This is a genomic window from Chryseotalea sanaruensis, from assembly GCF_003990915.1.
Taxonomy (GTDB): Bacteria; Bacteroidota; Bacteroidia; order Cytophagales; family Cyclobacteriaceae; genus Chryseotalea; species Chryseotalea sanaruensis.
In genome coordinates this window covers 525104-548771 of record NZ_BHXQ01000005.1, presented here as the reverse complement: position 1 = coordinate 548771, position 23668 = coordinate 525104, and the positions used below count along the sequence as shown (strand labels likewise).

General features: G+C 38.8%; 21 protein-coding genes and 1 pseudogene. 5 read left to right on the top strand and 17 right to left on the bottom strand.

Annotated elements, in window-relative coordinates; all coding sequences use genetic code 11:
• Window positions 1–36: 36 nt before the first annotated feature.
• From hutI to SanaruYs_RS15555, 3 genes are all read right to left on the bottom strand, one after another.
• Window positions 37–1284, bottom strand: coding sequence for an imidazolonepropionase (gene hutI, locus SanaruYs_RS15565; protein ID WP_127123506.1), 1248 nt, complete (start codon window positions 1282–1284; stop codon window positions 37–39).
• Window positions 1285–1288: 4 nt separating this feature from the next.
• Window positions 1289–2386: a hypothetical protein gene (locus SanaruYs_RS15560; RefSeq protein WP_127123505.1), complete on the bottom strand. Its 1098-nt coding sequence runs from the start codon at window positions 2384–2386 to the stop codon at window positions 1289–1291.
• A gap of 103 nt (window positions 2387–2489) precedes the next feature.
• The gene (locus SanaruYs_RS15555) at window positions 2490–5072 is read right to left on the bottom strand and encodes a GAF and PAS domain-containing protein (RefSeq protein ID WP_127123504.1); all 2583 of its coding nucleotides are present in this window, start codon (window positions 5070–5072) and stop codon (window positions 2490–2492) included.
• Between the two features lie 349 nt (window positions 5073–5421).
• Here SanaruYs_RS15555 and SanaruYs_RS15550 point away from each other — a divergent pair, with 349 nt between their 5' ends.
• Complete coding sequence (locus tag SanaruYs_RS15550; protein WP_127123503.1) at window positions 5422–6240, top strand: transporter; 819 nt, start codon at window positions 5422–5424, stop codon at window positions 6238–6240.
• 26 nt (window positions 6241–6266) lie between these two features.
• On the opposite strand, the pseudogene SanaruYs_RS15545 reads toward SanaruYs_RS15550, so the two are convergent.
• The 7 genes and pseudogenes from SanaruYs_RS15545 to SanaruYs_RS15520 form a co-directional block, all read right to left on the bottom strand.
• Window positions 6267–6887: pseudogene (locus tag SanaruYs_RS15545) on the bottom strand (HAEPLYID family protein).
• 26 nt (window positions 6888–6913) lie between these two features.
• Window positions 6914–7117 (bottom strand): hypothetical protein, encoded by a 204-nt coding sequence (locus SanaruYs_RS20550; protein ID WP_502697146.1) that lies wholly within the window; start codon window positions 7115–7117, stop codon window positions 6914–6916.
• Between the two features lie 282 nt (window positions 7118–7399).
• A complete protein-coding gene (locus tag SanaruYs_RS15540; protein WP_127123501.1) occupies window positions 7400–7774 on the bottom strand; it encodes a hypothetical protein in 375 nt (124 codons plus the stop codon).
• Window positions 7775–7794: 20 nt separating this feature from the next.
• Window positions 7795–9087, bottom strand: a complete 1293-nt coding sequence (hemL, locus tag SanaruYs_RS15535) for a glutamate-1-semialdehyde 2,1-aminomutase (protein WP_127123500.1) — start codon at window positions 9085–9087, stop codon at window positions 7795–7797.
• A gap of 44 nt (window positions 9088–9131) precedes the next feature.
• Window positions 9132–10898, bottom strand: coding sequence for an ABC transporter substrate-binding protein (locus SanaruYs_RS15530; protein WP_127123499.1), 1767 nt, complete (start codon window positions 10896–10898; stop codon window positions 9132–9134).
• A gap of 39 nt (window positions 10899–10937) precedes the next feature.
• Window positions 10938–12467, bottom strand: a complete 1530-nt coding sequence (guaA, locus tag SanaruYs_RS15525) for a glutamine-hydrolyzing GMP synthase (protein WP_127123498.1) — start codon at window positions 12465–12467, stop codon at window positions 10938–10940.
• A gap of 133 nt (window positions 12468–12600) precedes the next feature.
• A complete protein-coding gene (locus tag SanaruYs_RS15520) occupies window positions 12601–12990 on the bottom strand; it encodes a hypothetical protein (RefSeq protein ID WP_127123497.1) in 390 nt (129 codons plus the stop codon).
• Between the two features lie 185 nt (window positions 12991–13175).
• On the opposite strand from SanaruYs_RS15520, the gene SanaruYs_RS15515 reads away from it, so the two are divergent.
• Genes SanaruYs_RS15515 through SanaruYs_RS15505 form a run of 3 tightly spaced genes read left to right on the top strand, consistent with a single transcriptional unit; the run spans window position 13176 to window position 16075 of the window.
• Window positions 13176–14336 carry a glycosyltransferase family 87 protein gene (locus SanaruYs_RS15515; RefSeq protein WP_127123496.1) on the top strand — a complete coding sequence of 387 codons (1161 nt, stop codon included), beginning with the start codon at window positions 13176–13178 and terminating at the stop codon, window positions 14334–14336.
• A gap of 7 nt (window positions 14337–14343) precedes the next feature.
• Window positions 14344–15306 (top strand): glycosyltransferase family 2 protein, encoded by a 963-nt coding sequence (locus SanaruYs_RS15510; RefSeq protein ID WP_127123495.1) that lies wholly within the window; start codon window positions 14344–14346, stop codon window positions 15304–15306.
• A complete protein-coding gene (locus SanaruYs_RS15505; RefSeq protein ID WP_127123494.1) occupies window positions 15287–16075 on the top strand; it encodes a polysaccharide deacetylase family protein in 789 nt (262 codons plus the stop codon). Before SanaruYs_RS15510 ends, SanaruYs_RS15505 begins: the two co-directional genes overlap by 20 nt.
• Window positions 16076–16190: 115 nt before the next feature.
• Here SanaruYs_RS15505 and typA read toward each other — a convergent pair whose 3' ends face one another.
• The 4 genes from typA to SanaruYs_RS15485 all read right to left on the bottom strand — a co-directional run bounded on the left by typA (window position 16191) and on the right by SanaruYs_RS15485 (window position 21479).
• Complete coding sequence (gene typA, locus SanaruYs_RS15500; RefSeq protein ID WP_127123493.1) at window positions 16191–17996, bottom strand: translational GTPase TypA; 1806 nt, start codon at window positions 17994–17996, stop codon at window positions 16191–16193.
• 151 nt (window positions 17997–18147) lie between these two features.
• Entirely contained in the window at window positions 18148–20295 is a 2148-nt protein-coding gene (locus tag SanaruYs_RS20420; RefSeq protein WP_127123492.1) for a helix-turn-helix domain-containing protein, read from the bottom strand.
• The gene (locus SanaruYs_RS15490; RefSeq protein ID WP_127123491.1) at window positions 20295–20495 is read right to left on the bottom strand and encodes a GldL-related protein; all 201 of its coding nucleotides are present in this window, start codon (window positions 20493–20495) and stop codon (window positions 20295–20297) included. Before SanaruYs_RS15490 ends, SanaruYs_RS20420 begins: the two co-directional genes overlap by 1 nt.
• Before the next feature lie 93 nt (window positions 20496–20588).
• The gene (locus tag SanaruYs_RS15485) at window positions 20589–21479 is read right to left on the bottom strand and encodes a class I SAM-dependent methyltransferase (protein WP_127123541.1); all 891 of its coding nucleotides are present in this window, start codon (window positions 21477–21479) and stop codon (window positions 20589–20591) included.
• 84 nt (window positions 21480–21563) lie between these two features.
• On the opposite strand from SanaruYs_RS15485, the gene SanaruYs_RS15480 reads away from it, so the two are divergent.
• Window positions 21564–22352, top strand: a complete 789-nt coding sequence (locus SanaruYs_RS15480) for a TrmH family RNA methyltransferase (protein WP_127123490.1) — start codon at window positions 21564–21566, stop codon at window positions 22350–22352.
• A gap of 96 nt (window positions 22353–22448) precedes the next feature.
• Here SanaruYs_RS15480 and SanaruYs_RS15475 read toward each other — a convergent pair whose 3' ends face one another.
• From SanaruYs_RS15475 to SanaruYs_RS15465, 3 genes are read right to left on the bottom strand one after another with little or no spacing between them, the layout of a single operon-like run.
• Window positions 22449–22811: a VOC family protein gene (locus SanaruYs_RS15475; RefSeq protein WP_127123489.1), complete on the bottom strand. Its 363-nt coding sequence runs from the start codon at window positions 22809–22811 to the stop codon at window positions 22449–22451.
• A 10-nt stretch (window positions 22812–22821) separates the two neighbouring features.
• Window positions 22822–23211 (bottom strand): DUF1801 domain-containing protein, encoded by a 390-nt coding sequence (locus tag SanaruYs_RS15470; RefSeq protein ID WP_127123488.1) that lies wholly within the window; start codon window positions 23209–23211, stop codon window positions 22822–22824.
• A gap of 1 nt (window position 23212) precedes the next feature.
• Complete coding sequence (locus SanaruYs_RS15465; protein ID WP_127123487.1) at window positions 23213–23665, bottom strand: DUF1801 domain-containing protein; 453 nt, start codon at window positions 23663–23665, stop codon at window positions 23213–23215.
• Window positions 23666–23668: the final 3 nt, after the last annotated feature.

Genomic DNA, 23668 nt, shown 5'->3' with positions numbered 1-23668 from the left:
AGGATCAGGGGAGCTTAAGTAAACGACCTTGATTTATTACATTTCAGAGACCACTTTTCCATTTAAAATTACTTTATCTACCAATTGGCTACCAAATGCATAGGGTAAAAAGGCATAGGAAGGTATAGGTTTGGTAATAAAGATGTTTGCTTGCTTTCCTGCTGTAATGCTACCATGTGTTGCACTTAATTCTAAGGCATCTGCGGTATTGATGGTTGCTGCATTAATGGCCTCCTCAGGCGTAAGTTTCATTTTGATACAAGCCAAGGCCATCATTAAGGACATGTTACCACTTGGGGCACTACCAGGGTTGTAGTCCGATGCAATGGCTAAAGGCAGCCCTGCTTCAATCATAGCCCTGCCCAGTGGAAAGGGAAGATTCAAAAAGAAAGCAGCCCCCGGCAAGGCAGTAGGCATTACAGCACTTTTTTTCAAGGCTTCAATTTCTTCGGGACCTATGTTTTCTAAATGATCCACACTGAGGGCTCCTGTTTTAACACCTACTTGCACGCCACCTGAATTATACAATTGATTGGCGTGTAGACGAGGCTTCATACCAAAAGCCTTTCCAGCCTCTACAATTTTTTCTGTTTCATCAGGTGTAAAAAAACCTTGTTCGCAAAAAACATCGATGTAGTTGGCCAGTTTTTCTTCGGCTACAGCCGGTATCATTTCTTGAATAATGGTTTGTATGTAAGCCTCTTTTGTGATGTTTGCAGGCACAGCATGCGCACCCAAAAAAGTTGTTTTAACTGTTAAAGGAGTGTGTTGTGCTATACGTTTTGCCACACGTAACATTTTTATCTCATCTTTAACAGTAAGACCATACCCACTTTTAATTTCAACAGCACCAGTTCCTGATTGTATAATTTCCCAAGCTCTTGGTAACGACCGCTCGAGGAGTTCATCTTCTGCAAGCGTCTGTAGTTTCCTGGCTGAGTTTAAAATACCGCCACCAGCTGCTGCAATATCTTGATAGGTCGCGCCATTTATTTTCATCACAAATTCTTCCTCGCGACTTGCTGCAAAAACCAAGTGTGTGTGTGAATCAACGAAAGAGGGAAATACAAAACGACCGTTACAATCAATAGTCTGCAAACTTTTTAAGTTGGCTGGCATTGAAGACATTGATCCAAAAGAAATTATTTTGCTTTGATGTATAGATAAAAAAGCATCAGTAAGTACAGGTAATTCCGCCATACTTTTACCTGATGCACGGGTAAAGTCGGCATTGCGTACTTGCACCAAACCTTTAATATTGGTGAGTAATAAATCGCAGATCATGTTATTATTTACCGAAGGACTCTACTTTATAGTCGAGTTGCGTTCCAAATACCGGGAAGCTTATTTTTAACAGTGCAAAGAAGCCTCTGCCCACCAAGCTTGGACGGTAACCAACTTCACCACCATAAGCCCAACCTAGCTGTCTATTGAATTTTCCTTCAACCCCTGCTCTGAAACCGAGTGATTGTGTACTTACTGCTTTAACAGAGTATGTACTTGTACTGCCTGGTATTAATGCTCCATTTATATCGCGGTGTGTGTAAATAACATCGTCTACTCTTGTAGCTGGTGCGAAAAGGATATCGATGTAGGTAGTTAATATTAAATCGTCAATGCCTTCTTCAAACTTGTCGAAGTTTACTGCGATATTTCTAATCCACGTATAGGAACCACCAATGTAAATGGCTTGAGATGCAATATTGGTAAAGGGATTTACATTTCGCTGACGATTAGTTTCAGGATCAGTTTCGGTTAACGGTAATGTAGGATATTGCGTATCTGCCGTATTGATGTTAGTGAGATCTGCATTGGTTAGGTCTTGCGCGGTTAATGCTCTGCCAAGGTCTGTCGAACTATCCCATATGATAGCCCCTAGGCGTGCCCCATACACAATGCGCACTTTGCAGGGCACTTCTGCCTGCAAGGGAACACGCGCAGCCCACTTATTGCCAGCGTAACTCTTTTTGTAGAGCGTCATATTTGTTTTAGAGCTTTTCTCGAAATCTTTGATGTGGTAGGTGCCACCAAACTCGAAATAATTATATACTTCAATTTCGTTATCTACACTACTGTTATTGGCTGCCAAATCTCTTGACAAATCGAAGAAACGCTGTGAATACGTTTTACGCAAAGCTACTTTAAAGTCAGCCTTGTCTTTCATATAATAAGAAGCTTCAATGCCATAACCTGCATTTACATTGGTTGCGAATAGCTCTCCGTACAAGGGTTGGAAATGAACAAAAAGCTTGTTGATAGAGTAGGGCTCGTCATAAATCTCTTCAAAGGTTACGGCCTGCTTATCCTTTCGTTCGCCTTGTGCAAAAAGTAAAGCCGGTGCTGCAAAAAGTAAAGCAAGCACTGCGGTACATATGGCTTTGTTCATGGTGCGCATAGTTTGAATGGTAAAGGTAAGAAATATCGGTGAAAACGAATATGTGATTTACCGTTTAACAATCAGACTATGCACCATAAAGTAACCGCTGTTTTCAGCCCTTTTTCGGGAGGGCTGGTAAATTGAGGCGCTTTGCTTGCTTTTCATACAGGTTTTCTGCTAAAAAGTCGTCTGTTATATGGTAGCGTGCACCAATGTATTTATAAGTGACTCCATTCTCATCTTTAACTGGGACAATGGTGGCATCTACCCAATAATGAGAACCGTCTTTTGCTTTATTTTTTACAATACCTGAGAAAGTCTTGCCACTTTTAATAGTATCCCACATCAATTTAAAGAGTACCGCAGGCATATCCTCATGTCTAAACAGATTGTGCCCCTTGCCAATCATTTCCTCATTTGTGTATTTAGACACCTCCGACAACTTGTTGTTAGCATATGTAATGCTTCCCTTAAGATCTGATTCAGAAAGTATAGTCGTCAATGCAAATACATTTTCCCTGGTTTTGAGTTGATCCTTCAGTTGGTTACTTTCTGAAAGCTGTTGCTCGATATGCTCTTGTGTCGCCTGTAGTTCCTCTGTATTCTGTCGAAGTTCTTCTTCTTGTGAGGTTATTTGTTGCAGCAATTCATTTGTTTTATAAGTCTTGTACAGAATTGTCACGATATCTGCGCAAGATTTTAAAAATTCGATGTCGGCTTCAGTCCAATGTTTTTGTTCAGACTGATGCTCGCAGCAAATAACCCCAGCAATTTTACCTGCATCAAAAAAGGGAACATCTAACATAGATTCAATACCCAGTGGACGCAGGTAAACCTCTGAGAATTCCCGCGTAGCCTCATGAGTATGAGCATTGTTGGCCACAATAATTTGTTCACTTAATACAGCACGAAAATATCCAGGGAAATCCTTTCCATTCAGTGACGAGCCCGACTCAAACTCCCCTGTTTGTGTGTTATGAAGCATTTCATTAAAAATAGAATGTGTTGATTTGTGGTAAGCCCAAATACTGCATCGAGAAACACTTATTGTTTTAGTTATAGTTGAAGTTATGATTTCAAGTGCTTTACGAAAATTGCCAGACTGTACCGCCTCATCTTTTGTAAGATTCATGATGGCCTCTCTGTTCTTCTCGCTAATACTGGCTTTTGCTTTTTCTTCATCTAATACATTTTGTAAATGTTTCTCCTTTCTGCGCATCTCTTCTTGCGTAGCTTCAAGCTCTTCCATGTTCTGACGCATTTCCTCCTCTTGTGCCCGCATTTCTTCTGTTTGCTGTTGTGTTTTCTCCAACAGTACTCTTGTGCTCTCATTGGTGCGCACAGTGGCAATGGTTGAAGCAATACTCTCTGCCAATTTCTCCACTAATTCAATTTCGTAATCTTCAAATTTTTTAAAGGAAGCTATCTCAATGACTCCGTAAAGTTTATCATTTACTTTCATCGGTACTAATAACAGTGCAGAAGGATTTGCTCCACCGAGACCAGAGGTTATAGTAATGTATTCTTCAGGCACATCCAGCAAATAAATTCTTTCTCCTTCAACAAAACATTGTCCTACCAAACCTTCGCCAATACCTACTTTTTTTGTTAGGTATTTCTTTCTCTCGAAAGCATAACAAGCCACCAACTCCAAATATTGATCAGATTCGTTTTCTTCATTAAAAACGAATAATCCACCCTGATTACTATCAGTATATTTTACAACAAAACGAATGATATTATCATATAATTCTGCGGTAGATGTATTACTAGCGCGCAAAATATCTCCAACCTGCGCTAAACCTGTAGTTGACCAGTTGCGTCTTCTGTCTGTTTCTGCATTCTGACTAAGCTTATTACGCATGGTAACCAACGTGGCACCAAGACCTTCCGTTTCACTCATGCCTGTTAACTGAATACTATAATTACCTGAAGACACACCTTCAATGAAGCCAGCTATTGCCTCCATTCGTGTAGTTTCTTCCGATAGTTTTGTATTATTCTCCTCAATTAGCTTTTCGTTTGTAAAGCATATTCTATAAATAAGCGTACAGATAAAAACAAAAGCTGCGATAACGAACAATATTGTAATCCATGACAAGCTGTTAAGGAACCCAGAATCTTTATCAACACGTTGACCAATATGATTGATTAAACGATCCATCGTTTCTTGAAACTCTTCATATGCTGCATCGAACTCCTGATCCAGTTTACCACCTGCTGCCTCCCCTGTCGCTGACACGATTACATTCCCTAAACTATCTGTTTCAACATTAGCCTGTGCTTGTTTTTTAAAATCATAACGCTGTTTGGCTGAGTTAGTCAAGTTTTCAATATCACCAATAGCTTCTTTTAATATCACATCTGTTTCCTCATCATCAAGTCTTTCAAATTTACCGAGCTCAGTTTCCTCGGCATTATAAGCTCCTTCTAATATCTTCTTTGAAGATTTAAATAGCGATAGCACATCTTTTTCAAAGTCGAGTGTTTCATCGCCAGCCATTAACTCCTCAAACCAAAGATGTGCCTTTGTTGACTTATTTTTAATGTGATCGCCTAAACTTATATAGGGTAGGTTGCGATCATATACCGCAATGGTATTTCGTTGTACATAAGCAATTAGTATCGACACAACGATGCCAATAATGGCAAATGTAAGAGTATACCTGAAGGTTCGGGATTGCGTAAAATTCATATGAGGGCGGGTTGGTTAGTTAGTGTTAAGATATACAATATGAACTAAACTAAAAACAAACATTAAATCCATTTAAAATTCACTTAAATTGATCAAACATATTATTGAAATTTAAAAAAGTACAAAGCTGCAAATCAACGATGAATCTAAATTAGTCATTTATTTTATCGGATATAATCAATTAATACACTAATTTACTTTATTAAATTGGTGTGTTGCGATTTTTGGTATAGATGGTTAAATAATAGTCGAGCCTATATTTGCAATTAACAATCTTTGTTGAAACATCATTAATCAAGCAAATATTTATATATAAAAATTAATTCAGATTTGTCTAAAATTTTAATTCATGAAAAAACAATACCTTTTGTCCATCATCATACTATGCCTTTCTACACATCAGATTTACAGTCAACAGAGTCAAGCTGGGTATAATTTATTTAAACCCGTGCCGCGCGAAAATATGCGAAACTTTGCATTAGACAGACCTGATATTACTGAAACTGCACAGACAGTTGACGCAGGTCATTTTCAATTTGAAGGAGATGTTATAAAATGGGTAAAAGAAACTCAGGGTAATAGTCCCAGAACAATTAATATTTGGAGCGGACTTTATAAAATGGGCCTAACTGCTAATTGGGATATACATCTCGGTTATGAACTTTTTAATATTTATCAGGATAATGAAGGAAAAAAAATTGATGATGGCGCGGGTGCATTAACAGTAAGGCTTAAGAGAAATTTCTGGGGCAACGATGGTGATAAGAAAACTTCTTTCGGTGCTATCCCTTATATAACCTTTGAGCCTGGAAATGCCCTTGAATTTAATGACAACATTCAATTTGGTGTAGGATTTCCTTTCTCCTATACATTAACGGATAAGTTAGGACTTGGAGCACAACCGCAAATTGATTTTATTCCGGATGGCACAGGCGGTCACGATCTTAGTTTTTTTCAAACTGTAGTGATAGGCGGGCCCTTGGTTGGAGAACTTGATTTTTATGTAGAGACCGTTGCTTTCTTTACATCTGCTGATAATAACTACTTATTAAATGGTGGTTTGATTTACAACATTAGCCCTAATGTTAAAGTTGATGTGGCTACTAATTTAGGGCTAAACAAACCATCCCCCACAAGAATATACCTTGGTCTATCTTTCAGAATTTAATTAACAAATCTGTACGCCCTCTTTAATTAAAATAATTCAAGTGAGCGTACAGGCTCTTCATCTTGTTGGTTAATTATTTTTTTGTGCCTGGGTTCATAAATTAATCTTAAAAACGAACTCAATCTCTCGCTTTCTTTGGATACAGGTATACCTGAAACAATACCAATCATTAATGAGTCATGGATAACAAGACGCATTTGCGGTCTTATCACCATATCGAGCTCACCCCTCCCGAAACTTTTGTTAAACTCAATACCTACATAGTTTTCTGTGTCTGGTATCACGTAGTGATAGTTTGTATTCACCTCCATGCTATTTTGCCAATCACGTGTTTTAAAATTATTAGAAAACTTTGGCCCAGCATATACAAGTGAATGCCAATCTGTGACAAGGCGTTTAGCTACAACCAAAAATGGATTAATGACATTTCCTGCCACGAGTTGATCTTTTGTTAAACGATTAAAATCCTGAATAAGCAATTCATTAATAGTTCCTAACGCCAAGGATAAACCTGCTTTTGGCTTGACAAGAAAAGTCCATTGCACAGCAGTTTTAATAGACCCTAACCGATCTGAAGGCCTGGTTTACTCCATTCCAGTTTTATTTGGTAAATAAATAAAAAATGGCAACTCAATCTCAGGTCCAATTCTGTCAGCTACTGCCCATTCATACTCTACCAGTGCGATGTATTTATCGTAACAAATTTATCTGTCATTCCTAGGCCCACATTCCACTCACGTTCCCCTTTTCGGGCTCCGAGATCGCGAATCAAATCTATGTACAAAGGCTCGGCATGATCAATTTTTGTCTTTTGGTTTATTAATGTTTTTGTGCTGTCTGAAAAATCTGATGCGTACACAAACAGGCATACGCACATGAATATGCGTGTGCAGAAATATTTCATATGCTTTAAATATTCGTTAGTCAGCCAACCACGCATGAAGGATAGTCCAGATGGCGAGTAGGGCTAACAATAATAAAAAGAAAAGATTGCGTCTAAATTTTGCTTTCATGTGTTAATATTCATTTCTTAAATCATGGACACATGGAATCACCTGAATTATCAGACCATTGGGTGTAACGGATTTTAATGGCGATTTCATAGTTATAACATAAAGTAATAGTGACCGATTGGTCATAGGACAATACTTTGTTAGAACTAAGCTCGTGGTGGGGGCGCTGCAACATCAGCGCTCTGTTTAATTAACCTGCTCGGGAAGTTTACATCAGGTAATTTAATTTTGTTTTTCAATTCAAAAATAGCAAACAGAAAAACTGAAGGAGAAAATAATTTAAAAAAACTAACATGAGCGTTCTTTTCTCCATCAGCATCTTCATGTTCCGGAACAGCATCATTATAATTAAGAATCTCTTCTGCAATGAGCTCTACAATAGATTCTATCTCATTAACATAAAGATTTTCTTCTTGCCATGGAGCAGAAATATCCTGTGGGTCGATACTAATATTCAATAAATAAAAAGCAAGTACTCCAGAGAGGAATCGAAACGACCATATTTCTCGAAGCTGGCTCACCTTTTTATATTGAGTTGATACTACTTAGAAATACTTTTTAAAGCATTATAACTAGCTGATAATATATCACCCGTTATGTTTTTATCTATACAATTCGAAATGAACATAGCCTCGAATTGCGAAGGAGCCATGTATACACCTTGCTCAAGCATATGCTGAAAATAAATTCCAAACACTGTTGTGTCAGCTTTCTTAGCTGAATCATAATCTGCTACATGCTCATCTGTAAAGAATAAAGTAAACATTGAACCAATCTGGTTAACAGATGCTTTAATGCCAAATTCTTTTATCTGAGCGCGTAATCCCTCGGCCAAACTTGTTCCTGCCTGATTTATATTGATGTATACCGAAGGGTTTTCCTTTAAATAAGTAAGCAATGCTTTCCCAGCCGCCATTGCCAAAGGATTACCTGACAAAGTTCCGGCCTGATATACAGGCCCGGCAGGTGAAACACAGTTCATAATTTCTTTTCTTCCACCATAGGCACCAACTGGTAAACCTCCTCCAACAATTTTACCAAGGGTAGTCATGTCGGGCTCGACACCAAATAATTGTTGAGCACCACCTATTGATAAACGGAAACCAGTCATTACTTCATCGAAAATTAACACAACGCCATGTTGTGTGCAAAGTTTACGCAAGCCTTGTAAATAATTTTCATTAGGAAGTACACAACCCATGTTACCTACTACTGGCTCTAAAATAAGAGCAGCAACATTATCTTTATTTTCATCTAAAATTTTTTCAACAGCAGCAAGGTTATTGAAAGGAGCCGTAAGTGTATCGTTAGCAACACCTTTTGTTACCCCCGGACTATCAGGCACACCGAAAGTCATTGCGCCACTCCCAGCAGCAATTAGAAATGAATCTGCATGGCCATGGTAGCAGCCTTCCATCTTAATGATTTTATCGCGACCGGTATAACCTCGCGCAACACGTATAGCGGCCATGGTTGCCTCTGTTCCGGAATTGACCATGCGCACCTGTTCGATTGAAGGAACTAATGAGCAGACTAACTCAGCCATTTCCACTTCACGTCTTGTTGGTGCGCCAAAGGAAGGTGATCCTTCTAACGCTTTTTTTACAGCCTCTTCAACCACTTCATTCGCATGCCCTAAAATCATTGGACCCCATGAATTGATCATGTCAATAAATCGGTTTCCATCTTCATCAAAAAGATAAGCGCCTTTTGCTCGCTGCATAAAAAGCGGATTGCCACCAACTGCACGAAAAGCCCGGACAGGTGAATTTACACCACCGGGTATAACTTGTTTTGCTCTATCAAAAAGTGATTTACTTGTATCGCGATTCATGCTGCTTAAAAAAAAGGTAACGCTTACTTCCTGTGAATACTCAATTAATATGTAGCAATTACTTCGAGTGATCCGTATTGAAATTTAACAAACGGAACTGTTTGATTAAAGTTACTGAAACGGAAATCAAAGCCTGTCATCATATAAGGTTCTTGTACTTCCTTATTAAATCCATCCTGCAAGTAAACACCATATTTATGAAGGCCGCGACCGAGAATAAGCATCATTTCGTAACCAGTTCTTGCGTAGTTAAGCGAAAGGCTTGATGGCGTACGACCAAATCGTTTGATAAACTGACGGTTAAAGTCAGCGTATTCTTTACTGTTTGCCGAAACATAGTTTGGTGCGTGCAAAACAATATTCATACGTTGAAATTTAGCCAAAGCTATGGAGCCATTTTCCAACCACACTTCACTTCCAATAATCAAAGTATTGTCTTTACGCGTTTCAACAGCACTCACTACTTTAGTATAAATAACAGGATCATCTGAAGCGACAAAAATTGCTCCTATACTATCTTTTGGAATAGTAAATTGCGAGGGCGCTTTCCATTCGTCAAACTCTGTAGCTGTGGCGAGTACATCAGTAATTTTGTTTGATTCTTCTTTATACACTTCCTGTTTTAAGATTATCTTAATACCAGCTTCTTCAGCTTTCGCAATAAAGTTCCACGCCAAGACTGAGTCCCGCATATTGGAGCCGTAAAAAACCAGGCACTTCTTTTTACTGCGCTCTACATCAGTACTTAAATACTTTGCTGCTTTATGCCCTATCACTTCGTAAGAAGGTTGAAAGAGAAATCCAAAGGGATTGCCCTTCACCATATCGAAGTCATTCGACAAAGGATTAAAGGTATTGACTTTATTGGTTGCTGAAAATTCCTGCATCAATGCATTGTCTTCACGCAAGAGTGGCCCAATTACTAAATCAGCATTTTTTAATTCATCTTTCTCCAAAATAAATTTCAATTTCTCCTGACTGCGTTCTGTATCGTATGCTCGTAAGCTGATTTTTATTCCTTGTTTTTCTAATGTGTCTTTCGCTAGTAGAATACCCTGATACATATCCAGCACAAACTGATTTGGCTTTTTGGCAGGACTTGGATCAAGTCTGTTAACCACAAAAGGAAAAACAAGCGCCACTGAGTAGATATCTTTAAAGAATGATTTTGGCGCCTCTGTAATAAAAGCATTACGGTCAAGGTTAAAATCATCTATTAACTTTTCAAGTTCCTCGCGATCAGCTAACGAGGCAATATTTTTAGATAAGACTGATGCTAACGATGTAGCAATTACCTGATCTTTGGGATGTTCTTCCGCGAGCATCCTAAGTGTTTCTGCATCGGTGATTTTGTTGATATAATTTTCTTTGGCGCGATTTGCTTCAGTCTGAAGTTTTTTATCTTTTAATGCATTAATTATTTTTACACCTTGAAAAATGTCACCTGTTTCAAGCAGGTTTAGTGCAAGCCAATAATTAACCTCTTCTGTTTTCTCCCAATTGGGATACAACATTTTTATCTGATTCAGCATATCTTTTGATACACTGTAGTATCGTTGTTTGAAAGCGGCTACTGCATAATAAAATGATGCATACTGTGAATAATCGTTGGCCTTGTCGTAGGGAATAACTTTTTTGAAGTTTTCCATAGCCAGATTGTACTTGCCTTCCTGAAAAAGGAGCTTGGCATTTTTATAGTCTTGCTCGTAGTTCACTTGCACTTGTGCAAATGCAGAATTGTCAATTGACAGTTGACAATTGACAATTATAAAAAGCACTAAAATTGAAAGTCTCAAATCTCTTTTCGTCATAAGCAATTGTACATTGTTAATTATCCATTGTCAATTGATTTATTCCCACTCTATAGTAGCCGGTGGTTTTGAGCTAATGTCATATACTACACGATTCACCCCTTTTACTTTATTAATAATTTCATTTGATATCTCTGCGAGGAACTCGTAAGGCAAATGAACCCAATCGGCAGTCATACCGTCAATGGAACTCACTGCGCGTAAAGCCACCACACGTTCATACGTTCTTTCATCGCCCATTACACCTACAGATTGTATTGGCAGCAACATTGCACCAGCTTGCCAAACTTTATCGTACAGACCATGTTTGCGCAAGCCGCCAATAAAGATAGCATCTACTTCCTGTAATACACTTACTTTTTCCGCGTTGATATCTCCTAATATACGAATGCCCAAACCTGGTCCTGGGAAAGGATGTCTCCCTAAAATAGTTGGATCAATACCTAACGTTTTACCCACAAGTCGCACTTCATCTTTAAACAAAGTATTCAGTGGCTCAACGATTTTAAGTTTCATCTTTTCAGGTAAGCCACCCACATTGTGGTGTGACTTAATCGTTTGTGATGGCCCCATTACCGGTGCAGATTCAATCACATCAGGATAGATAGTGCCTTGTCCCAACCATTTTACATCTTTAATCTGATGAGATTCCTCATCAAATACATCGATAAAGGTTTTACCGATAGCCTTGCGTTTGCTCTCAGGCTCTGTAAGGCCATTCAGGGCAGTATAAAATTTATCTTTAGCATCAACACCTTTTATGTTAAGCCCCATGCCTTTATATGATTCCAATACCTGCGTAAATTCATCTTTACGTAGCAAACCATTATCCACAAAAATGCAATGCAGATTTTTTCCAATTGCTTTATGCACTAAAATAGCTGCAACTGTAGAGTCTACACCGCCCGAGAGAGCCATTACTACCTGATCATTACCCAACTTTTGTTTTAAATCAGTTATGGTAGTTTCAATAAATTGATCTGGTGTCCAATCTTGTGCACTATTGCAGATATGAACAACGAAATTTCTTAGTAAGTTTTTGCCTTCGGTTGAGTGTGTTACTTCAGGGTGGAATTGTATACCGAAAGTTTTTTCATTTTTTATCTGAAAAGCCGCTACCCGTACAGATGAGGTGCTGGCGATTAGCTCAAAATTATCAGGCACTGCTTCTATTGTGTCGCCATGCGACATCCACACCTGGCTATCAAGAGAGATTTCTTTTAATAAATCATTATGATGATCAACAGTGCTCAGTTTAGCGCGACCATATTCTCTGATTTTAGAAGGGGTAACGCTGCCACCCAATTGCTGAGCCATCAGTTGGGCACCGTAACAAACACCTAGAACGGGTACTTTGCCCCTGAAAAGGCTGAGATCAACTGTTGGCGCATTCTCCTGACGTACTGAGCAGGGGCTGCCAGACAAAATAACACCTTTAATATCAGGAGTTAAGGCTGGAACCTTATTAAATGGGTGGATTTCACAATAAACATTAAGCTCGCGAACCCTGCGGGCAATCAGCTGGGTGTATTGTGAACCAAAATCAAGAATGAGAATCTGTTGTGCCATCCGCAAAAATAAGCAGTATTTCCGGAGCGCAATCCGAAATTTTAGGCAAAAGAAAGGGTTATTTTCGAGCTTAACCGAGAAACCTCAAGCAAGGTATTCTGTAGTGACTATGATCAATGCATCGATCTTGTTATTAATCAAAGATACTTTTAGCCTCCTCCTCAATCGGTGCATCGACCAAAAACTCAAGAGCCTCTTTTTCACTATCGAAAGCCCTGAAATCGGTGCCCATGAAGAAGTTAAATGCTTTTACTATTATTTTCTTGGGTTCATTTAAACCGATAAGTGCATTCTTTTTTAAAAATGGTTTTACTTCGTTGGTTTCATTTTCAAAAAAACGAACAAAGCGTGGCGTGATATACATATTACTGTAGCGCGAAATCACCAGCTTTAGAGTACCATCAGCTTTAACAGCCTCTTTCGCCAAGGCGGCCAGGGCTAACATTTCATCTTCTTTGCAGCCAGCATAATCCACCACAATAATGGAATGGCCTTGTATATTGATTACTCTAATGCGCTCCATGCTTAAAAATGAGAATGTGCTGTAAACTATCTTAACATAGTTTAACTCAATATTAATAATAGTACACTAAACTAGTTAATCCTTAGTTTAAATCGATCAGACTCTTATAACTTTCAACCTTTAATTGAAGTGAGAAAACACAAAATTTCAGCCTCATAAGGTTATTTAGTATTTTTCGGTTACTTATGCTCAAATCAATAATAGGAAAGCCAAGATCAATATTAGTTATATGGCTTTGTCTTGCCTTTATCGCTGGTGTTAAACAGCATTTAAGAGGTGGCTACAATAATTATTTAATCTTTAAGAATGTTTTTTGGAATACGCTGGCGGAGCAAAATCTCTATTTAGAATACCCCAACCTATATTTTGATTCTAACCATTATGGCCCCTTCTTTAGTATAATTATAGCTCCTTTTGCCATGCTGCCTGATCTTATAGGCGTAATCTTATGGATCTCATTCACAGGGTTGACTTTATACTACGCAATCAGACAACTTCCATTAAAGGAATCACAACAAGTAATTTTGCTGCTTTTGATATCTAACGAACTTTTTACATCCTATGTAAATACGCAGTTTAATCCAGTTATAGCAGCCACCATTATTTTAGCCTACGTGTGGATAAGCCAGGGGAAGGAATTCTGGGCCGCTTTAGTAATTATGGCTGGCACATTTATTAAGCTATACAGCGTAGTAGGATTTGCTTTTTTCTTCTTCTCAAAAAACAAAAGCAGGCTTTTGTTATCTTCTGTCTTTTGGGCATTGATTTGCTTAATAGCCCCAATGTTTTTAGCAAGTCCCGACTTTATCATTCAATCTTATCAAGACTGGTTTAATTCACTTACTACCAAAAATGAATTAAATATTTACTCTTTAAGGCAAGATATTTCAATAATGGGGTTTGTAAGAAGAGTTACCGGTTTTCTCGATATTCCCACCTTGTATTTTCTTATTCCGGGACTAAGTTTATTCGCAATACCCTACCTTAAGATCAAACAATTCACCAATCAAAATTTTCAATTACTGTTATTAAGCTCTGTAATGTTGTTTGTCTGTTTATTTAGCACAGGAACAGAATCTTCAACCTATATAATTGCATTTACGGGTGCATGCATTTGGTTTCTACTGCATAAAAAACCAATTAACAGTATTGTACTGAGTCTTTTTATTTTTACATTTATTTTAACGAGTTTATCTCCCACAGATTTGTTTCCCAGATATGCAAGAGATTTTGTTCTACAATATGCACTCAAAGCCCTACCCTGTATATTGGTTTGGTTATATCTAATGTGGGAACTAATTACTTTTAAAGAAAACAGCCCGTTATCTAATACAAGTCATCAATAATTAAAAAATGACTCGAAGAATTTCAATTGTAATACCTGTATATAATGAGGGGAGGAATATTCAACCACTTTATAATCGCATTCATGATATTCTGATAAATGCACGATTCAACTATGAGATTATTTTTGTGGATGATGGCAGTAACGACCAATCACTCTCTGAAATTCAAAGAATAGCTAAGGCCGATCCAGACGTTTTTTACATAGAGTTGTCAAGAAATTTTGGCCATCAGTTTGCACTTAAGGCAGGGATAGACATGGCTCAGGGTGATTGCGTTATTTCAATGGATGCTGATTTGCAGCACCCTCCTGGATTAATTCCCACGTTAATTGAGAAGTGGCAAAATGGATTCGACATTGTTTATACTATCCGGAAGGATGATAAAAACACATCCTCCTTTAAGAGAAAAAGCTCTTCCTTTTTTTATTCGCTAATGAGAGTTCTTTCTGACCTTGAATTAGAGAAGGGCACAGCAGATTTCAGATTGATGGATCGAAGAGCCGTTGATGCTATTAACCGATTTGGTGAAACAGATCTGTTTATTCGCGGTTTAGTAAAATGGATGGGCTTCAGACAAACTTCTATCGAATACTCTCCGGGGATGCGCCATGCTGGAGAAAGCAAATACAGTCTCGGCAAGATGATCTCATTTGCTTACAGAGGAATTACTTCATTCAGCACAAAACCTTTGTTACTTACAGCTTATCTTGGTATTGCTTTTTTTATCATTTCACTTTCCTATTTGCCTTACGCACTTATTAGTTATTTCACAGGCAATGCAGTAAATGGATGGACCTCACTTATTATGACGATAATCTTCTTTGGTGGATTGCAACTTCTGATGTTAGGTATTATTGGGTTATATCTCGGAAAATTGGTATTACAAGTAAAGCAACGTCCACTCTACCTGATTCGTGAATCGAACCATCCTAACCTTCGCAATACTGTTAATGAAACCAAGACAAGGTAAGACTGTTTTTCTCTCCTTTGATATTGAAGAGTTTGATATGCCCCTTGAGTATGGAAAATCAATTCCTTTCTCCGATCAAATCAGTATTTCCAGGGTTGGCTGCCACGTTATCCTGGATTTATTAAAAAAGCACCAAATACATGCTACCTTTTTCAGCACAGTTGTATTTGCATCTAATGCTCCAGAAATCATCGACAGAATTAATAAAGAAGGACATGAGCTGGCTTCACACGGATTTTATCATTCAGATTTCAAGGAAGAGCATTTAGTCTCCTCTAAAAAAGAGCTTGAGAAAATTTCCGGGCAAACTATTTCCGGGTTCAGAATGGCGCGCATGAAACCTGTAAGCGATGCCGCCATTGTGGCTGCAGGCTATCGATATGACTCATCCCTGAATCCGGTTTATCTACCAGGACGCTACAATAATTATTTTAAACCGCGTACTGCTTTTATGCACAATGGTTTATTAGAGATTCCTGCTTCTGCGACTCCAACACTTCGGTTTCCTTTATTTTGGTTGTCATTCCACAACTTACCTTTAATGATTTATAAATGGTTTTGCTGTATTGTGCTCTGGAGTGATCGTTACCTCAATTTATATTTCCACCCCTGGGAATTCACAGATCTGAATCAATCGCGTTTTGGGTTACCCGGCTTTGTCAGAAAAAAGACAGGGCGTGCTATGGTTTACTCTTTTGACCAATGGCTTGCGTGGTGTAAAGAGAAGGGGTTTACTTTTCTAACATTAGGGGAATTTAAAAACACTTAGAATCCTCAGTGCTCTCAAATCATTCTACAGTCAGTAAACTGAAAAATGATAAGGCTCTGAAAATTCTAAGTGCCGTTAATTAATTCAGGCTTTATCTGTAGTGTATCCTACAGTTTTAACCTTTGCTATAACGCTTACGCTCGTTTTCAGTTAAATAGATTTTACGGATACGGATTGACTTAGGTGTTACCTCTACGTATTCGTCACCTTGAATATATTCCAAAGCTTCTTCCAATGTGTGCTTCAAAGGAGGAGCTATTTTCATCTTCTCATCCGAACCAGAAGCACGCATGTTAGTAAGTTTCTTGGTTTTGGTAACGTTAATTACCAAGTCACCCGCACGGCTGTGTTCACCAATCACCTGACCTTCGTAAACTTCTTCACCATCATTGATAAAGAACTTACCACGATCCTGTAGGTTGTGCAAGCTGTATGCGATAGCCTCACCTTGTTCCATTACAATTAATGAACCATTGATACGGCCAGGAATTTCACCTTTGTAAGGTTGGTATTCTTTAAAGCGGTGTGTTACAATCGCTTCACCTGCTGTTACGTTTAACAAATAGTTTCTCAAGCCCATGATACCGCGTGAAGGAATCAAGAACTTTAAAATCATACGATCCGCTTTTGGTTCCATGTTTAACATTTCACCTTTACGCTGCGATACTGTTTCAATAGCCTTACCTGCAACTGTTTCTGGTAAGTCGATAGTTAATTCTTCAACCGGCTCACATTTCATACCGTCAATTTCACGGAAGATAACCTGTGGCTGACCGATCTGTAATTCATAACCCTCTCTGCGCATGGTTTCAATCAATACAGACAAGTGTAGTACACCTCGTCCGAATACCATGAAACTATCTGCTGAACCTGTATCGCCTAAGCGAAGCGCCAGGTTTTTCTCTAATTCTTTTTCCAAACGCTCACGAATGTGGCGTGATGTAACAAACTTACCTTCTTTAGCATAGAAAGGTGAGTTGTTAATGGTGAAGAGCATACTCATAGTAGGCTCATCAATAGAAATCGCTTTTAAAGCTTCAGGTTTTTCAACATCTGTTACCGTATCACCAATTTCAAAACCTTCTATACCAACCAACGCACAAATTTCACCGGCAGATACCTGCTCTACTTTTTCTTTACCAAAACCTTCGAATACGTAAACTTCTTTTACGCGTGTTTTCACAATTTTACCATCGCGTTTCACCAAGGCAATCGGTTGACCAGCCTTAATGCTACCGCGTTGTACACGTCCGATGGCTACACGACCAATGTAGGCCGAGTACTCAAGCGAAGTGATCATTAACTGTGTTAGACCTTCATCAACTTTAGGTGCAGGAATGTGTTCGATAACACCTTCGATAAGAGGAGAAATATCTTCTGTAGGTTTTCTCCAGTCTGTACTCATCCAACCATTCTTGGCAGAACCATAGAAAGTAGGGAAGTTTAACTGTTCTTCTGTAGCATCTAAAGAGAACATTAATTCGAAAACCTGCTCATGTACTTCGTCAGGTGTACAGTTTTTCTTATCAACCTTATTAACAACAACAATGGGCTTTAAACCCATCTGAAGCGCCTTTTGCAATACGAAACGTGTTTGAGGCATTGGACCTTCGAAAGCATCAACCAATAGTAAGCAACCATCGGCCATGTTCAATACGCGCTCTACTTCACCACCAAAGTCAGAGTGACCCGGTGTATCAATTACATTGATTTTATAATCTTTATAGCGAACAGAAACGTTTTTCGCCAAAATTGTAATACCACGCTCGCGTTCCAGGTCATTGCTGTCCATGATTAGCTCGCCAGGGGTCTCGTGGTCTTTAAAAAGTTTACCGGCCATGAGAAGTTTGTCAACAAGGGTAGTTTTACCGTGGTCAACGTGTGCGATAATCGCAATGTTCCTGATTTTATTTACTTCCATATTGTTTGCTTCCGCCCCAGTTTGGACGGTCTTTGCTTGAATTTAAGGGCGCAAAGATAGCTGAAAGTTATGGATTTGCCTGAGCGATTTTGAAAATCTAATGAAACGATAAAATCAAAATAGCCTCCGAAGAAAATTTGTCTGGATACGCTTAAGCCTTGTTTAAGTACTCCAAATGGTTAAAAACCATCCTAATCTCTCCGTAAGTGTAGTCATCACCCAATTTTTCCTTTATACTGGAAAAGGTTGGTTCGTCTGTTTCTTTAAAGGTCTTTTCAATTACAGCAAGTTTTTCAGCGCTAACCAGTCTATCAATGGCTATAGCTCCTGTCTTAACGTATTGCGCAATATGCCCTTGAATGGTAGACAAAACTAAGCCCCTGGATTCTGCAATTTCTTCTAGCGACATACCTTTATCGAATAATATCCGTGATTCAATAGCACTACCACCTTTAGCCAAGGGTTTCAATGGCGCTACTGTTTTGTAATAATCTGGTTTGCCGTTAAACATGATCTCATCTTCTAAAAAGATGCCACACAAACGTTGGGCATGAGAACGCACAATGGAGAGGAGCTGCTGTACTTCCTGTACCTTCTGCTTTACTTTCTTCTTGGCCCTGAAACTTTCTTCGTGTGAAAGTAAAGGAAGATAAAAATCGTTGTGCAGTAATTCGTAAAAATGCTCAATCGATTTCTTAAGACCCTGTTCAAAGACTTGCTCAGCCTCAACACTTGATACATTTTCGCTCTTGCGTTCTAACCAAGCCCTTGTTTTTAGTGCGAGTTCATCTAAGTTGATGGCTTTGGCCATTAGTTTTCCACTTAGGTCGATAGCATTGATGTCAGGAGATTTTTGCTCTCCAACTGCCGCAGCCCATTCCGAAATAGCATCTTTTATTTTTGAAAAAGTAAAAGAGCGTGCAATCTGCAATTTGGTGTGAATGGCTTTTTCCGTTTCAAGTAATTCGTTTAGCTCAGTAACTGTTTTTAAATTGTTTGAGTAGCGAATTACCTGCGGATCAGTCATGATCTGCTTTGAAGCAATGGGTGTTTGTAAAATTAAACCATCGAGAGAAGTACAACGACTTAAGGCAACATAGACCTGACCGGGGGCAAATGAGTTACCCGCGTCTATCATTGCTTTTTCAAAAGTTAACCCCTGACTTTTATGTATGGTAATGGCCCAGGCTAATCGTATTGGGTATTGTGTAAATGTGCCTAACTCCTCTTCATCAATTTCATCGGCTTCTGCCTGGTATTTATAACGAATGTTGCGCCACGTTTCTTTGGTCAGGTCAAAAGTAAATCCATCATCAAACTGCACCTCAACAGCGTCTTCATCAACAAAAGTAATGGTAGCCATTTTACCATTGTAGTACCTGCGCTCTTCTCCAGAATCATTTTTTATGAACATGATACGTGCACCCTTCTTCAATACCAATACCTCATCCGTTGGATAGCTCCTGTCGGAAAACTCTCCGGTTATTATTGCCTTAAACCGATAGGCCTGGGCCTCAAGATTACTTAATTCATATTCATTAATGCTATCTGCTTTTTGATTGTGTGTTGTTAGTGTGATGGCACCTTCAATTTTTTGATTTTGTAAGCGTGAATCCAATAAGCTGAGATCATCATTGGTCACTTTACCCTGCCTGATATTATTGAGCAGGTCTATAAAGGTCTGCTCGTTTTGTCGGTAGATTTTTGTTAACTCTATGTTGAGGGGTTTTGCCTCCTCCATTACCTTGGCATGAAAGAAGAAGGGGCTTTCGTAATGCTCTTGTAGAATGGCCCATTCATCAGGCTTGGCAACGGGCGAGAGCTGATACAAATCACCGATAAATAATAATTGCACACCGCCAAAAGGTTGCTGACTTCTTCTTACCACTTTCAAAATAGTGTCTACTGCATCCAGCATATCGCAACGCACCATGCTGATCTCATCAATGATCAGTAGTTCCATCTCCTGCAATACTTCTCTTTTTGTTTTGCTGAGGTGAAGGTTTTTGAAGAGATTATTTCTATTGGTAATCTGAACGGAAGTATTGGCAGTATGATAGCCCGGCAGGTAAACACCAAAGGGCAATTGAAATAATGAGTGGAGTGTCATGCCACCAGCATTAATCGCGGCCACTCCTGTTGGTGCGGCAATGGCCAAACTCTTTTTAGTGGTAGAAGCAATATGGCGAAGAAAGGTAGTCTTACCAGTACCTGCCTTACCTGTTAAAAAAACAGAGCGTGAGGTGTGCTGAATAAAATCCGCAGCTAGGGTAAAAAGCGTATTGGCTGTGTCGCGCATTATCCCCTACTTTCCTGCTTTTGTTCAAGTTCATTAACCTTATTCTTCAACTGAGTAATTAACCAGGATTGAAAAAGTGATGTACCTATAAAACCCATCATAAGCAATGCATTTCCATATGGTATATGCATCACTTTAAGAATGGCACCCCCTACTATCAGGCACGTACCTAGACCATAGATGATTTTCTCGTATTTCATATTCATAATCTTAAACTTTGAATCTAAGCTATTAAACACGTAATGACTGTAAATAATATTGTATCATTAATAGTCAAGATAGTGGATGCTTAACTACACATTAAATCTCAAAAAAGTACCCATTGGTAAATCGCGGTTGTTCTTTGATTTTAAAAAGAACTCGCCAAATTCTGGTGTTACATTAAAATGTGATTTTACCACATTTACACTCACTAATGATGAAAGCCCAACAGCATAAGTACTAAGGATGAAAAAAGCATTTTTCTTTTCAAGTAGTTCGCTGGCTTGTTGCACAAGCTCGTCTAACTTCTCTTGCAAAGTCCACTTTTCTCCATCGGGCCCGCGTCCATAAGGAGGCGGATCCATAATGATTCCATTATATTTATTGCCGCGTTTCACTTCTCTCTTTACAAACTTGAGTGCATCTTCATATACCCAACGAATGTCTGCAAGATCGTTCAATTGCATATTTTGATTAGCCCAATTTATACCAGGCCTTGATGCATCTACATGCGTAACATCGGCACCTGCTGCTTTAGCCATTACACTGGCTGCGCCTGTATAGGCAAAAAGGTTTAATATGCGAGGGTTAGCTGTGTTCCAGGACTTTACTGTATTATAAATGAAGTTCCAGTTTTCTCCTTGTTCAGGAAAAATGCCAACGTGACCAAAACTGGTAAGTGCTAACCGGAGGGTAATGCTTCTGTCTGGCAGAGGATAGGAAACATTCCAACTTTCAGGCATGTCCTTGCCTCGTTGCCAACCACCTTTCACGTCATCGCTAAAACGGAATTTATCCTTTTGTTCGCGATCAAAACGTGCATGTGCCAGTTTCTGCCATTCATCATCGCTCAATACTTTTTTCCAAATAGCCTGTGGTTCAGGGCGAATGAGTGTGTATTTACCAAAGCGCTCTAACTTTTCTCCTTCTCCGGAATCAATGAGTTGGTAATCTTGCCAGGAAGCGGGGTGTAACAGTTTCAAATTCAAAATTTAAAATTCAAAATAAAAGTACGAATAAGTGTTCATTCTAACTTTAAATTTTGAATTTTGAATTTTAAACCAGTCATGCATTTCAAGATAACGAGTACTCAAAACCCTAAAATCAAAAGCCTGCTTGCCCTGGAGAAACCGCGTGAGCGAAGAAAGCAGCAGCTTTTTATCATTGAGGGCAAAAAGGAAATCAGCATGGCAATAGAAGCCGGTTATAAAATTGGCAACTTGTTTTTTTGTGATGAGATTGTTGATGTCGCTGATATTCCTGCTCAATTAAAGGATGAAAAATTACTGATTCCTGTATCTAAAGAGGTGTTTGATAAAATTGCCGTGCGTGAGGGTACTGGCGGTATGATTGCCGTTGCCGAAATGCGTGTACATGCACTGGATCAGATTGAACTCAGCAAAAATCCCTTGATACTGATTTTAGAAGGTGTTGAAAAGCCAGGCAACCTTGGGGCAATACTTCGCACTGCCGATGCTGCTAATGTTGATGCCGTTATCATTTGCGATACACAAACTGATTTTTATAACCCAAATGTAATTCGCTCTAGTTTAGGGTGTGTGTTTACAAAACAAGTGGCAGCTGCCACTTCTGAAGAAACCATTGCCTGGCTTAGAAAAAACAACATTGAAATCTATTGCACTTACTTGCAAGCCTCCCAGCCTTACCATACCGTTGATTACCAAAAACCTTCAGCCATAGTGATGGGCACTGAAGCTACCGGCCTTACTGATGTCTGGGTAAAGCAAGCTAATGCTAACATTATCATTCCTATGTTGGGCAAAATTGATTCAATGAATGTATCGACTGCTGCCGCGGTGGTTGTGTTTGAAGCCAGAAGACAAAGAGGTTTTTAAATTTGCTGATGATTAATGAGTTGATGTGCTGATGATTAATCTTTAAATTAGTAAATCTTCAATTATCAATCAGTACATCAACGAATCTGCACATCATCAAACGGCTTCCCATAACTCTAACTTGTTTCCTTCAGAGTCGTACACCCAGGCAAATTTTCCATATGCTTCGTTCATGCGCTTATCATCAATGCGAACTCCGGCCTCAGCAAGCTTTTCCATCAAGCCATCTAAATCCTGCACACGAAAGTTGATCATAAACATTTGTTCTTTACTACCAAAATAGTCGGTGTCTTGCTTAAAGGGAGAAAAAACTGTTGGCCCCTCTTCCGTTATCCATAGACTATTGCTAGTTGCATCATTAATACCAAAGTGAATACGGTACCATTCACTTAAGGCTTTAGGATCTTTAGAACGGAAAAATAATCCGCCAATGCCGAGAACATGTTTTTTAGTTTCCATTGGTAATTTATTATTTGCCAGCAGCTGAAGCTGCCAACCATTTAGTAACAATTGCTTTTAACTCAATTTCCTTTGCCTTAATTTCTTTCATGTCTTTAAAGGTGATTACAGCACGATCGTTCCCCTTCCACACCAGCATACCAGAATTATCTTCTATCAATTTTCCCTTAGGTTGTGCTAACACCTTAGCACCCCGGTGCAGAATCAGCTGAAGCTGTGTAGCAGGATGAATGCGTATAGAAATTCTATCCTCACTTTTATGATGAAAATTAGGACCGTTCCATTTAATATTCTCGCCCATATCGGCATCTGTGCTCAGTATAATTTTTCTTAAAACCTCTATCTCCTTTATCAAGGGATGTTTCAGGGGTTTTAAAAAAGCTGTGACTTCATTTTCCATACTATCTTTTTACCTGTCTTTCATAATATTCAATCCATTGCTTTGGGGTTACTTTCGAAACTAACTCTCCAAGCAAGTCCACAGGAATATCTTCAGGCTTTTTAAAACGTATACAACACTTACCCATATCTAATTTCTTTATGGAGACTTCTTTCCATTCATCTCTGAACCAATCTAACAACTCCCCTTCGTATAAGCCCATGTGGTAGAAGGAAATGTAATTTTTCTGAGAAGCTATGTTAATGAAAGGTAAAGGCAGTTTAGGATCGCAATGATAGCCTGATGGATAAAGTTTATGCGGCACCACATAGCCGATCATACCGTAGCTCATCACCTCCTCAAAACCTTTTGGTAAATTTTTTCTTATTTTTTTTCGCAACGCTTCAATGGCTTTTCGTCTATCGTCAGGAAGACTTACGATGTATTCATCAACAGTAGCAGCTTTTGATTGCATGGC